This is a genomic window from Anaerostipes sp. PC18, assembly GCF_039789045.1.
Taxonomy (GTDB): Bacteria; Bacillota; Clostridia; order Lachnospirales; family Lachnospiraceae; genus Anaerostipes; species Anaerostipes hominis.
The window spans coordinates 3270079-3283255 of the sequence record NZ_CP121164.1; the positions used below are offsets into that span (position 1 = coordinate 3270079).

Genomic DNA, 13177 nt, shown 5'->3' on the forward strand with positions numbered 1-13177 from the left:
TCAGGAATCCTTTTCTACGGGTATGATGATCTTGGTAACCCTTCTGGTTTCATCATTCACATCCAGAGGTGAAAGGATGAACTCTTCGGTAGCCGGCCCAACCGTTTTATAGTTATGTTTTTTGATCCACTTGATGAGATGTATGTAGGTGCTTGAAATTTCTTCATAGTTTCCGATATGAATGACTGTGGCAGCCAGCATCCCTCCAAAAGGCCGTATATGTTCAGCGGGCTTTGATTCCTCTACCTGGACGGCAAATTCGATCTCAGAGTCCTGGGACAGAAATTTATTCAGTATATTACTGTCATAAAAAGTGACATATACTGGCCCTGTGATTTTACAGTTCATTGTCTTTGCTTTATCCGTGATTCCAAGCCACCGTTCAAGGGAAATCTCAGAATAATCATAATCTTTCATGATACGGCGATCATATAAGAGATTGATCTCCGGGATAAATTCTACGGAAATCTTCATCTCGTCAGAACAGCTGTCAGACAGTTCTTCCAATATATCAATTCCACTCTGTATTTTTTTAAGAAAATAGCAGTATTCCGTATAACGGTTGATACTGTCTTCGATCTCCTGCTTCATAGACTGCAGCTTTTTCAGCATATTCTTTTCTAACGCCTTGGCTTCATTTTCAGAGACGATCTCTTTGATCTCCTTCAGTGAAAACCCCATTTGTTTCAAATTCTTAATGATGACGACGGTAATGATCTGCCCCTTTGAATAAAGGCGGTAATGGGTTTCCTCGTTTCTGCGGTCCGGAGTAAACAGGCCGATCTCGTCATAATATCTCAATGTCTTCTGCGGAATATCGCAGATCGCCGAAAGTTCCCCTATGCTGTAATAAGGCTTGTCGATAAAAATAAGAAACACCTCCCTCAGTACATTTTAAATGCCAATGCTATTATACCAGAATATAGCGGCAAAAAGAACGCTGAAATCCACAGCGTTCTTTTTGCTTATTTTAACGTAAAGGAAAACGATGTTACCTACTTGCCGGCATCACATTTGAGAACTGCATTCAGGAGTACAGATGCTCCCTGAGTACACTGTTCCGGGGATGTATATTCCGGTTCACAGTGAGAATGTCCGTCCTTTGACGGAACAAATACCATAGTGGTGGGCATCATATATGCCGCAAACTGTGCATCATGTCCTGCTCCGGAATTGATTTTCTGGTTGGAGTAGCCAAGTTCATCGACTGCTTCCTGTACATAACCAACCAGTTCTTTGTCATAGTAAACCGTGTCTCTTGTCCATGCTACTTCGTAGTCTACTTTACATTTTACTACTTCCTTCGGCATAGACTTGATGACATTGACAACCTGTTCAATCACTTCTGGTTTCTCATGTCTTGCATCGATAGAGAATTCTACATAATCAGGAATAACAGTATGTACATTCGGATGACAGTAGATTTCTCCGGTTGTATAAACTAATTCAGGATCCAGCTTATCCAATTCATCATGGAGATACTGGAGAACCTTTGCCGCCCCATATAACGCATCCTGGCGGTATTGCATCGGTGTGGTTCCGGCATGGTCTGACTGTCCGTAAACCTTGATCTTGTAGTTGATCATTCCGAGAACACAGGTAACGACACCAATGTCTTTATTAGCTGCCTCTAAGATCGGGCCCTGTTCAATATGCAGCTCAAACATTGCCATATAATCCTTGTTGTTCAGGCGGTTTTCTCTTGCTCCTTTATAACCGGATGCCTCTAACGCCTCGCCGAATGTTTTTTCCGGTTCGAGAACTGATTTAGACGCCAGCATATTTTCATGGAGGAAATTTTTCTTAATATCATCCGGGAGATAATCGTTGCAGATAACCCCGGAAGACATCATAGCCGGCGGATATAAAGAACCTTCCTCGTTCGTCCAGATCATTGCCGTGATGTTGTGTTTATGAGGGATCTCCTGATCCGCAATCGTCTCGAGAACTTCCATCGCTCCCATGACTCCCAAAATGCCGTCATAGTTTCCGCCGTTCTTTACTGAATCACAATGGGAAGCCATAACGATGTTCGGAAGATCAGGCTCAGAACCTTTGAGAGTTGCATAGACATTTGCCATATCATCTGTTTTGATCTCTGCTCCGATGGCTTCCATTCGTTTTACGAATTCTCCTCTTGCCTGTAAAGCTTCCGGTGAAAGAGAGTATCTTGTGATGCCTCCGTGTCCGGCATCTCCAAATTTACTCATTGTTGTAATCTTATCCGCCATCCGGCCTAAATCACATGTATACATAAATGAACCTCCTTATTTTTTGTTGAACCAATAGTTTTTAAAAATGTTCCAGCACACAGCTGCCACGATCGTTCCAAAGGCTATAGAAGCGCCCGTGATAAACGCTTCGAGCCGGTACTGTGCAAACTGTTCCCAGTCGGCTTTAAATGCATTCTGCATCATCATAAACAATGCTGCCCCCGGAATGAGAGGGATCATGCCGACTGCAAGATATAATGTCGCGGGTACCTTTGTCCTGACTGCCAAAAATTCTGCATAAATTCCTAAAAATAATGCCGCTGCAAAATATTGTTTTCCGTACTGTGGGACTATAAATCCTGCCGCAAGATATACACACCACGCAAGACATCCTCCTAATGAAGTATAAAATATCTCTTTCCCATGCAGATTAAATAAAAATGCAAAGCCAAGGGCTCCAAAAAATGCTGCGGCGATCTGATTTAATTCACTCATCTCAAACTCCTCTCAACTTCATCTTGCAGCATCCTGCGAAAGTTTTTCAGCACTATCGGAGGAGTGCATTTTAAAGCAGGACGGAGATAGTGCTGAAAAATTCACAGCCAGCTGACCGCTGCAAAGCCCAGGGCAATCGAAAGGCTTAGCAGGACCGCTTCTCCAAAACGGGTCAGGCCGGATAAAAAATTATCGGATATCATCTCCCGGATACAGTTCGTGAACATAAGCCCCGGAATCAGGATCATCACATTGCCGATACTGATCTTATCAGAGGAACAGCCAATGCCTGTACGCGCCGCCATGACTGCCAGCGCCGCTGCTGCCAGCGAACACAGACATGAGACCAGAAACCGGTTCATCTTCATGTTTTTCAAAGGGATTTCCACAGCCTTGATCATGACTCCTATGGCCGCAGAAATCACAGCATCCAGCAGTGTCCCTCCGAAAAACAGGGTAAAAGCAGATGATATCAATGCATAAATGAGCATGCCCTGCCGGTTGGTATACCTGGGCAGTTCATGGATTTGTTTCAGATCCCTTCTGACCTCATCCATGTCCGGAAGGTTCTCACACACATTCCGGGACAGGTTGTTCAGATATTTCAGCTCCTGAAGGTTAAATGCTGAACCATGGATTCTCCTGGACTGGGTTATGATACCGAAATTCTTGGAGGAAATAGTGGCAACAATTGTATACGTAATAGAAAACACCTCAGTCCGTTCAGATCCATAAGCCGTGCAGATTCTAAGGATGGAATCTTCCACGCGGCTGATCTCTGCACCGGAGATCAGCATACGTGCGCCGATCTCCAATGCATTTTCAAGCATCTGTTCCGCTTCTTTTCTAGTCACTGCCTTGCCCATGGTACCCTCTCTTTTTTATTTCAGTTTTCTGGGGCTCCGTTTCACAAACCTGCCCATTCCGGGAGTTCCCTTAAACTCTCCGTCTGCATACACTACATTTCCGCGGAGGAATGTGCGAACCGGATATCCGTGAAGTTTCTTACCTTCCCAGATCGTGTGGTCACAATCTGAATGCATTGTATCAACACTGATCGTGAAATCTTTATCCTTGTCGTAAATAACAATATCTGCGTCCTTACCGACTGCAATTGAACCTTTCTGGTCACATCCGAAAATCTTCGCAGGGTTCGTGGAGCAAAGCTCTACTGCCCTTGAAAAAGATATTTTTCCGGAGTTTGCCGCATCCAGCATATATGGATATAAGTTCTCGATTCCTGAGCATCCGTTCGGGATTTTGGTGAAATCATCCCTGCCCCAGTCTTTCTCATAGCTCTGGAACGGGCAGTGATCCGTTGCCACCGTATCAATGGAACCGTTCTTTATCGCTTTCCACAGTGCATCCTGGCTTTCCTGGCCTTTGATCGGAGGGGAGCATACAAAGTTGCGTCCGTCCTCTCTCTTATAAACGTCACAGGTGAATTCCAGGTACTGCGGACAAGTCTCCACGAATACCGGTGCCCCTTCTTCTTTTGCCTGAATACAGGCTTCAAGGCCTTCCTTATCCGCCATATGCACCAGATACAGCGGCGCATCCAAATGCCTTGACCAGTGCACAGCTCTTTTGTCTGCCTCAGCCTCCACAAATTCCGGCCGGCTCATGTAATGATACCAGGCACTCGTCTTGCCTTCTTTTAAGAACTGCTCTGTATACATATCAATCAGATCCGGATTCTCAGCATGCACATTGATCATGGCTCCCAGTTCCTTCGCGCGCAGCATCAGCTTTGCAAGAGTTCCGTCGCTTACCATCCATCCCTCTTTTTTATACACCAGGAAGCATTTAAAGCTTGTGATTCCCTCTTTTACGGCCTCTTCCATCTCCTCAATGATCGCTCCGTCAGAAAGATCAGTGATACAGCAGTGGGAAGCAAAGTCCACACATGCTTCTTTCTCCAGAACAGCTTTTTTCTCTGCAATGACTCCGCGGATTGTTTCTCCGGTATGCTGAACCGGATAATCAAAGACCGTTGTGACTCCTCCGCAGGCAGCGGCCCTGGTTCCTGAAAGATAGCTGTCTGAAGAAATCGTACCGCCGAACGGCATTGCCAGGTGAGTGTGTACGTCCAGTGCTCCCGGAAGTACCAGCTTTCCTGCAGCATCAAACACTTCATCTGCATCTGCTTCTATATTTTCTGCAATGGCTGCGATCTTTCCGTCCTTCACACCTAAATCCGCAGAAAACATATCAGAAGCTGTCACAACAGTACCATTCTTGATCACTAAGTCGAATTTTTTCATATGATTGTCCCCCAATCTGACTTATGCTTTACTCATACATGGTTTTTATTTTCACTTCATGGTCTTTAACTCCCGGCTTCATCTCAACCTTTCCAGGGGTAATGCAGTCCATAACCGGACAGACATTCAGGCATAAATGGCATCCGACGCACTTATCTTCATTGAGAACCGGCTTCCTCTCTTTTTCATCCCATGTAATGGCCTGATGTCCGCCGTCAAAGCAGGATACATAGCATCTTCCGCATCCCACACACTTATCCTTATTGAAATCCGGATAGAGGATGAAAGTACGGTCGATGTCATCAGCAGGTACGATGTTCGGCAGAGCCACGCCTACCAGATCAGACAATTTATCAATTCCATGGTCTTCCATGAAATGGGACAGACCGCTGATCATGTCTTCTACAATACGGTATCCATACTGCATAACGGCCGTTGTCACCTGGAGATTGGAAGATCCCACAAGAATGAAATCCAATGCGTCCTTCCATGTCTCAATACCTCCGATTCCTGTGATCGGGACATCTTTTAATTCCGGATGCTGTTTCATCTGTGTGATAAAACGCAGCGCGATCGGTTTTACTGCCGCTCCTGAATAGCCGGAGATGGATGATTTACCGTTGACTACCGGCATTGCAGTCATATTTTCAACATCAATATTTGTGATGGCTTTTACTGTGTTGATGGCAGCGATTCCCTTAGCTCCGCCCTCCATGGCAGCAATCGCAGGAATCTCCATGTTTCCGATATTCGGAGTCATCTTTGCAATTACCGGAAGATGGGTAGCACCGGAAACAACCTCACAGTATCTGCGCACAAGATCCGGATTCTGTCCTACATCGGACCCCATGGCAGAGGAAGTCATCTGAGGGCAGGAAAAGTTACACTCAATCATATCGACTCCGGCCTCTGTTACTTTCTTTGCAAGGATCTCCCATTCTTCTTCATTGCTTCCCATAATGCTGGCAACAATGACTTTTGTCGGGTAATCCTGTTTCAGCCTTCTCATGTATTCCAGATTGTCTTCCAGAGGTTTATCTGAAATCATTTCCATGTTTTTAAATCCGGTCCACGGTGTTCCTTCCTTTGAGGTAATATCAAAACGCGGAGAACACTCATTTGGTATAAAAATACCGATGGTCTTATAGTAAACTCCTGCCCATCCTGCCTCCAGCGCTTTGGCACACATTTCATAGTTGCTTCCCACCGGAGAGGATGAGAGGAAAAATGGGTTTTCGCATTTGACTCCTAAAAAATCGATTGATAAATCTTTCTTTACGGACATATTCAATGCCTCCTTTCTATTTGTTAAAATAGTCTGCAATCTTTTCTGCGGCCTCTTTGCCTTCAGCGACAGCTTCTACTACGGTTTTTCCGCCGTTTACCATGTCTCCGCCTGTGAAGACGTTATCGCCGTCTGCAATGCCTGCTACATCATCTCCGACCACCTGTCCGATCGCCAGCACAACCTGATCGGTTTTCATGGTCAGTCCGGATTCCCCGTCACGTCCTTCAAATCTCATTGCGGTGACATGTCCGTTTTCTCCGACGATCTCTGCAGGTGCAAATTCCTGAATGATCGGGATACCCATACTTTGTACGAAGCTGACTTCATCCATATCTGCCGGAGCTTCTTCAATGGTTCTGCGGTAAACGATAGTCGCTTTCGCTCCCAGCTGTTTTGCAGTTGTGACACAGTCCATAGCCACATCACCGCCTCCGATGACGATTACATTTTCTCCAAGTAACAGCTGATCTGTATTTGTCTTAGCTTCCCTCAAAAAGTCAATGGCAGTTACCACACCTTCCAGATCTTTGCCTGGTATATCCACCATCTTTGATTTCCAGAGACCTGCTCCTACGAATACTGCATCGTAATCACTTTTGAGTGCCTCAAGCTTTGCCGCATCTATGGATTCATTAAATTTAAATTCTACCCCAAGTTTTTCAATAGTCTGAATATCAAAATCAACTACTTCCTGAGGAAGTCTGGTTGGAATAATACCATATGTAAGGACACCGCCTGCTTTATCCTGAGCCTCATAGACAGTCACAGAATATCCTTCCAGAGCCAGCTGTCTTGCACAGGAAAGAGAGGCCGGTCCCGCACCTACACAGGCGATCTTTTCTTTCTTTGGCTCTGCCGCTTTTAAAAATTCCATATTCTGTTTTTTCTCTTCTTCTACGAGGAAACGCTGGATCTTTCCAATCTCGATCGGCTTATCAATACCGGTCCGGCTGCACGCCTGTTCACACATTTTTCCGTATGGACAGACCTGGGCGCAGCATCCTGCCAGCGGGTTATTCTCGCGGACCGTCTCTGCTGCTCCTTTAATATTGCGGAAACGGAGAGAACGAATGAACTTTCCGGGATCTGTTCCTGCCGGGCATCCTTTGCTGCAAGGTGAATCATGGCAGAGAAGACATCTGGATGCTTCTTCCATTGCAGTTCTCAAGTTAAAGCCCTTTTCCATTTCTTCTCCATACTCTTTTTTTGTAATTTTACTCATGGTTGTTTCACACTCCTTTTATATGATCAATTTCATGGTTTTCCATCTGAGACTGGGACGTTCAGACGTTCAGCCGGCACTATTCTTTTCCGAATTTCTTAAAAAGGAATCTTCCGGAATAGTCGCAGGACACTCCGAGAATATTGCCTAACAGAAGACAGATTAAGAGCATCTTCCAATCTCCGCCGCTGGCGAATGCAGAAAAGCCTCCCATAAACGTATTGGGCACCATAGACAGAACATCAATGTGGGACTGGAATACGATCAGCCAGGAAAAGAATCCCGTTACGACTGCTCCAAATATGATCGTGTTGTTGATGCCGCCGGACAGGATGATCAGCATTCCCCACAGCAGCCCTGTGTAGTTGCTGCACATCGATTTGATAAACCCTGTCTTCCCGCATCCGGCAGAAAAATACGACGTGCATCCGACGAATCCTATCCAAGTGGCGAGCCCGAGGGCAGAGCCGACTCCCTGCCAGAGACAGCAGAAAATTCCGGTACCGATGGCATTGGCCATTATTACACTCATAGTTGCTCCTTTCTTATTGCGTTTCTGTTATTTGTTAAGTTCATTGTATCGGATACACGATGTGGAGAGTAAAGAGATAATTTTTTAGTTTTCCTTAAGATTAGTTAATGCAAACTTTTATAAACTACCAGTAAATAATTGTTTGTATTTTAAAAAAAAAGAAATTTTAGTTTTATTTTTAACAAACTGCCACCCGTTAACAAAAAAATTGCATAAAAATATTAAAAATACAACCAATATCATAGATAAAATAACAAAAAAAACCTTCCTGCAACAGGAAGGTTTTTTAAATTTATTATGTATGTCCCAGATGTACAAATGAAAGTTTGCGTTTTTCTTTGATTACCCGCTCTCCGTCAGTAAAACTACTGTCGAACATTTTGTCTGTACGATTTTTAAATAACAGAGAGGGAAACAGCGGGATACTGAAATGTCAGCATCCCCGAACTCTCAAAACCAATATTTCTTCCTATTCTTGAATATTATCCTGTTCAGACAAAACATGGCACAGCCCATCATCACCACGGCGGCAGAAAGGATTAGCACAAAGGAAACACAGTAGACATAACCGTGTTCTTTTATATTCAGAAAAAAATAGATATAATCCCCCGTAGCTTTTCCATATGCCACCGCAAAGATGAGATAGAGAAGCGGAACGATCATGACGCTTAGGACCTGACTGCTTTTTTGTACACGGTTCATGTCGCAGAACAGAAAATAGTAAAGTATCATGAAAACAGGGTTAAGCATATGCAGAAAAAGAAACATGCCGTTAAATTTAAATTCGTTTGTGAATGCCGTGCAGACCATCATGACCAGGAATAACAACATCATACAATCGAGATACAGGATCTGTGGAACTTTCCTTCCTGAAAGTCTGCAGAGAACAGTATCAAACAAGAAAATACCAACGGAAAAGTTGCTGAGAAAGGTCAGTTCATGCATGTATCCCAGCCTTCCCCAATAACAGTATAAAGCAGTGCAAATAAATAATATGGACAGTCCCAGTGTCACTGGCTGCCTGAATCTCCTGTTCATACCTGTTCCTCCCTGGAGTCTGATTCTGCTCTTAAACTATATTCGCTCCTGCACCCGATGATTACCGTAAAGGGCCAGGAAATAAACTCTGGCAGCAATCTGCGGCAATAGTTTTGATCTATCCTTCTTTCGATTTTAAAACTTCCCTTCCTTATCAGTCATCAGCAGTGCAATCGATCGTCTTTATATCGCCTTTTCCCCAATACTGGGCCTCTTGCCATAAATAAAACCTCCAAACTGAATAGTGTTATCTTACATCAGTTTGAAGGTTTATACAAACTTTGGGATAGTCCCATCAAAATCTCTCAGGTCTTTTCATGATAATATAGCTAACAGTTATATTGGTTTTATTTCTTTGACTGAAATACAAGGCATGCTGCTCCAATCAATCCACAGTCTTCTCCTAACACTGCGGGTACTACATGGACATTATCTTTTAAGGCATCGTATACTTTCTCTTTCACTCGTTCCTCAATTTCTTCAACAAATCTAGGAACTTTTAATGCTACGCTGCCACCCAGCACAAAAATATCCGGGTCCAGAACACCATATAGAATTCCAAGGAAACTAGACAGATATTCATAGGCATCTTCCATGATATCCGCTGCTGTCTGATTACCTTCCTGTGCCATCTGGTAAACCTCTCCAGCATGAGCTGCCCTAAGTCCCGCATCATTTGCCCTCTTGGTAATAGCTGTTCCGCTGGCAATGGATTCGATGGAACCTTTCTTTAAATTCCCCTGGAATGGACCGTTTTTCCACAAAATAGAATTGGCAACTTCCTGTGCAAATCCCTTTGCTCCTCGGAAAATATTTTGATTTACACAAAAACCTGCCCCAATTCCTGTGGAAATCGTCAGAAACTGCACATAACCTTTTCCTTTTCCTGCTCCGATTGCTGCCTCAGCCAAGCACGCCAAATTTCCATCATTCTCCAAATACACAGACAGTCCTGTTTTTACTTCCAGACATTTGGTCAGTTCAAAATAATGCCATCCCGGAAGATTCGGAGGAGTCAGTACAACCCCATTGATTAAATCCAACGGTCCCGGACAGGAAATACCGATTCCCTCCACTGGATATCCAAATCCGTCAATAACTGTTTTTATGTCATTCAGAGTTGTTTCTGGTTCCTCCTCATTGGTCGGAAATTGTCTGCGTTCTATGATTTTATAATTTTCATCAATTAAGGCTACCCTTGTATTTGTTCCGCCTACATCAATTCCAACTGCATATTTCATACGCTTTTCCTATTGGTAGTAATATTTTACTTTATCTGCAGAGTCAAATAAATTAATCTTATCTCCAATGACTGCTTTACAAGCTTCGATTGGTTCTGGATAGATTTCCAGAGGTTCTCTGTATTCTGGATGAGCATTCAATACTTCTCTGCATTTTTCATAAAATGCGACCTTAATATCACTGGAAATATTAATTTTAGAAATTCCAATTTTTACTGCTTTTGCAATTTCCTCATCTTTATTGCTGGAGCCGCCATGTAATACTAATGGGATATCCAAAGTATCTTTTAATGTCTGTAAGATGTCCAGACGTAATTCTGGTTTCATATCGCTTGGATAAATTCCATGTGCAGTTCCGATTGCAACAGCTAATGTATCAATTCCAGTCTTCTCTACGAAATCTTTTGCCTGATCCGGATCTGTATAAATGATTCCTGTTGTTCCGCCTTCAATGGAGTTTCCTGTTGTTCCGATGGTTCCTAATTCACTTTCCACAGATACATTTGCTAAATGGGCAACTTCACAAACTTTCTGTGTAACTGCTACGTTTTCTTCATATGGAAGCTTGGATGCGTCAATCATTACAGAAGTAAATCCTGCCTGAATTGCTCTTACAACTGTTTCAAATTTGTCTCCATGATCCAGATGGATAACGACTGGTACATCTGTTTTGGATGCTTCATAAATCATAGCCTGAATTAAGCTGTTTTCTACAAAGTTAAATTCATCCGGTGACATTTCCAAAATAACAGGACTTTTCATTTCCTTGACTTTCTGCATCACAGCTTTCAATAACTGATCGCTTCCAATATTAAATGCTGGTACTGCAAATCTTTTTTCGTCTGCTACTTTTAACAGCTCTTTCATGTTCATTAACATAGTAAATATCTCCTTTAATCTCTTATAATGATTTTCCTTCTGATTTTGATAATTTGATGTATTTCTTTACCAGTTCCTGGCTGTCAATCTCCACCTGGTGCATCATGACCCAATAGTTAATATCTGGTTCCTTTTTTAAATGCTTTTTAATACTGTCAACGTTGGCATTCATAAAATCACAGCCTACGTTAATCTTATTAATGCCGTATTCGACGCATTTTTGGATATTCTCATCCCCAGATCCGCTGCCTCCATGAAGTACCAGAGGCATCTGTGTCTTTTCTTTGATTTCCTTTAATCTTTCAAAATCAAATTCCGGTACATAACCTTCTGGATAGTTTCCATGGGAACTTCCAAAAGAAATTGCTAATGCGTCAATTCCGGTTTCCTGTGCAAAGCGCAATGCTTCATCTGGATTTGTTTTCATATCATCATCTGTATAGTTATCCCCTTCACTTGCACCCATACATCCGATTTCCCCTTCGACACTGGCATCAAACTGTTTTGCGAACTCCACGATTTCTCTGGTCATTTTAATATTTCCTTCCAGATCATATCTGGAAGCGTCTACCATAACACTGGAATATCCATCTGCAAGTGCTTTCTTTAATAATCCAACTTCTTCTCCATGATCAAAGTTCAACGCCACCTCTATACTAGCTCTCTCGGCAAGTTTTTTTACAATCGGTGCAATCAAATCACTATCACAGTGATTTACCATATGTTCCTGCACAATGTTTACAATAATTGGTGCTCTTAATGACTGTGCTGCCTGAATCACCGCTCTGGCCGTTTCAATATTGAAACAATTAATCGCCATAACTGCATAATTACCTTCATTTGCTCTTTCAAGCATCCCCTTCATTGATACGTACATTTTACAATTTCCTTTCTAATCTGGTACCTTATGAAATGCTGATTCCTGATAAATCCATTTCCTCTTCTTTTTCATCTGCAACCGGCTCATCAACTTCTGTTTTTTTCTTCTTAATTAAAACTAACAATACGCCCGTTACTGCAGTACCTGCCAGTAAAGCAATCAGTGCAGCGATTGGATTTGACATTGCTGGAATAACAAAGACTCCTCCAGACGGTACTTTACTTCCTACACCCAATGAAAAACTAATCGCTCCTGTAATTCCACAACCTGTTGCTGTACAAATCACTGTACGAATTAAATCGTTCATCGCAATTGGAATAACACCTTCAGAAATCATACATAATCCCATCGGAAATGCAATTTTGATATTTTCTACTTCCTGAGAAGAATAAATAGGTTTTTTCATAAATTTAGATAATACTAATGAGAATGTAACTCCCAGAGGAGGAACCATGGCTGCTAACACTTTGATTGCTTCAGGTTCTGTAATTCCTTCCAGAAGCAAACCATCACAAATCAGGTTTGGCACCTTACTGATTGGTCCACCAAAGTCAATACACCCTAATGCTCCGATAACAAAGCCGTATACTCCTTTAGAAGACTGGTCTAACCCTGTAATAAAGTTTGTTAATGCGTTTGTTGCCCATACAATTGGATTTCCAATAACAAAGAACATAATCAATCCGGCAATAATTGCAGATAATGTTGGTATAATCATCATTGGCATAAGAGCTTCTGCCCATTTTGGAACTTTCAAATTCTTTTTAATAAATAATGCAATATATCCAACCAGGTAACCACCGATCATACCACCTAAGAATCCAGCTCCCAAGAATGAAGCAATTTGTCCCATTAAGAAACCAGGTGCAATACCAGGGCGATCAGCAATAGAATAAGAAATATACCCTGCAATAAATGATGGTAATAATCCCATTCCTAAAACACCAAGAGAAGTCAATGCATTTGGAATTGTCATTTTTGATAATTCTGTTACATTTTCTCCACCCATTAAGTTACCAACTGCAATTAATAATCCTGATGCTACAACCAATGGCAGCATGTAGGAAATAGCAGTCAACGCATGTTGTTTTAATTCTGCTCCTATTTTTTTCATAATCTCTCTTC

13 protein-coding genes are annotated in these 13177 nt (G+C 42.5%); all 13 read right to left on the bottom strand.

Annotation, left to right across the window (positions count from 1 at the left end):
* Window positions 1-879, bottom strand: coding sequence for a MerR family transcriptional regulator (locus P8F77_RS17580; protein WP_024729170.1), 879 nt, complete (start codon window positions 877-879; stop codon window positions 1-3).
* A gap of 116 nt (window positions 880-995) precedes the next feature.
* Complete coding sequence (locus P8F77_RS17585) at window positions 996-2255, bottom strand: Zn-dependent hydrolase (protein ID WP_024729169.1); 1260 nt, start codon at window positions 2253-2255, stop codon at window positions 996-998.
* Between the two features lie 12 nt (window positions 2256-2267).
* Complete coding sequence (locus P8F77_RS17590; RefSeq protein ID WP_148459393.1) at window positions 2268-2708, bottom strand: threonine/serine exporter family protein; 441 nt, start codon at window positions 2706-2708, stop codon at window positions 2268-2270.
* Between the two features lie 101 nt (window positions 2709-2809).
* Complete coding sequence (locus P8F77_RS17595) at window positions 2810-3574, bottom strand: threonine/serine exporter family protein (protein WP_024729167.1); 765 nt, start codon at window positions 3572-3574, stop codon at window positions 2810-2812.
* 15 nt (window positions 3575-3589) lie between these two features.
* The gene (hydA, locus tag P8F77_RS17600) at window positions 3590-4972 is read right to left on the bottom strand and encodes a dihydropyrimidinase (protein WP_095142957.1); all 1383 of its coding nucleotides are present in this window, start codon (window positions 4970-4972) and stop codon (window positions 3590-3592) included.
* 28 nt (window positions 4973-5000) lie between these two features.
* On the bottom strand, window positions 5001-6257 hold the full coding sequence (gene preA, locus P8F77_RS17605; protein ID WP_024729166.1) for an NAD-dependent dihydropyrimidine dehydrogenase subunit PreA: 1257 nt from the start codon (window positions 6255-6257) through the stop codon (window positions 5001-5003).
* A 16-nt stretch (window positions 6258-6273) separates the two neighbouring features.
* Window positions 6274-7482 carry an FAD-dependent oxidoreductase gene (locus P8F77_RS17610; RefSeq protein WP_024729165.1) on the bottom strand — a complete coding sequence of 403 codons (1209 nt, stop codon included), beginning with the start codon at window positions 7480-7482 and terminating at the stop codon, window positions 6274-6276.
* 79 nt (window positions 7483-7561) lie between these two features.
* Complete coding sequence (locus P8F77_RS17615) at window positions 7562-8014, bottom strand: DUF1097 domain-containing protein (protein WP_024729164.1); 453 nt, start codon at window positions 8012-8014, stop codon at window positions 7562-7564.
* A gap of 450 nt (window positions 8015-8464) precedes the next feature.
* Window positions 8465-9052, bottom strand: coding sequence for a Pr6Pr family membrane protein (locus P8F77_RS17620; RefSeq protein ID WP_024729163.1), 588 nt, complete (start codon window positions 9050-9052; stop codon window positions 8465-8467).
* Window positions 9053-9399: 347 nt separating this feature from the next.
* Window positions 9400-10293, bottom strand: a complete 894-nt coding sequence (locus P8F77_RS17625) for an ROK family protein (protein WP_024729162.1) — start codon at window positions 10291-10293, stop codon at window positions 9400-9402.
* Window positions 10294-10302: 9 nt separating this feature from the next.
* On the bottom strand, window positions 10303-11172 hold the full coding sequence (locus tag P8F77_RS17630) for a ketose-bisphosphate aldolase (protein ID WP_024729161.1): 870 nt from the start codon (window positions 11170-11172) through the stop codon (window positions 10303-10305).
* Window positions 11173-11194: 22 nt separating this feature from the next.
* Entirely contained in the window at window positions 11195-12049 is an 855-nt protein-coding gene (locus P8F77_RS17635; RefSeq protein ID WP_148459396.1) for a class II fructose-bisphosphate aldolase, read from the bottom strand.
* Between the two features lie 28 nt (window positions 12050-12077).
* Entirely contained in the window at window positions 12078-13166 is a 1089-nt protein-coding gene (locus tag P8F77_RS17640; RefSeq protein WP_024729159.1) for a PTS fructose transporter subunit IIC, read from the bottom strand.
* Window positions 13167-13177 lie beyond the last annotated feature (11 nt).

Coding starts and splice junctions, on each gene's coding strand:
- P8F77_RS17585 (WP_024729169.1), bottom strand. CDS start 2,255: ATGTATACATGTGATTTAGGCCGGATGGCGGATAAGATTACAACAATG.
- P8F77_RS17590 (WP_148459393.1), bottom strand. CDS start 2,708: ATGAGTGAATTAAATCAGATCGCCGCAGCATTTTTTGGAGCCCTTGGC.
- P8F77_RS17595 (WP_024729167.1), bottom strand. CDS start 3,574: ATGGGCAAGGCAGTGACTAGAAAAGAAGCGGAACAGATGCTTGAAAAT.
- hydA (WP_095142957.1), bottom strand. CDS start 4,972: ATGAAAAAATTCGACTTAGTGATCAAGAATGGTACTGTTGTGACAGCT.
- preA (WP_024729166.1), bottom strand. CDS start 6,257: ATGTCCGTAAAGAAAGATTTATCAATCGATTTTTTAGGAGTCAAATGC.
- P8F77_RS17610 (WP_024729165.1), bottom strand. CDS start 7,482: ATGAGTAAAATTACAAAAAAAGAGTATGGAGAAGAAATGGAAAAGGGC.
- P8F77_RS17615 (WP_024729164.1), bottom strand. CDS start 8,014: ATGAGTGTAATAATGGCCAATGCCATCGGTACCGGAATTTTCTGCTGT.
- P8F77_RS17620 (WP_024729163.1), bottom strand. CDS start 9,052: ATGAACAGGAGATTCAGGCAGCCAGTGACACTGGGACTGTCCATATTA.
- P8F77_RS17625 (WP_024729162.1), bottom strand. CDS start 10,293: ATGAAATATGCAGTTGGAATTGATGTAGGCGGAACAAATACAAGGGTA.
- P8F77_RS17630 (WP_024729161.1), bottom strand. CDS start 11,172: ATGTTAATGAACATGAAAGAGCTGTTAAAAGTAGCAGACGAAAAAAGA.
- P8F77_RS17635 (WP_148459396.1), bottom strand. CDS start 12,049: ATGTACGTATCAATGAAGGGGATGCTTGAAAGAGCAAATGAAGGTAAT.
- P8F77_RS17640 (WP_024729159.1), bottom strand. CDS start 13,166: ATGAAAAAAATAGGAGCAGAATTAAAACAACATGCGTTGACTGCTATT.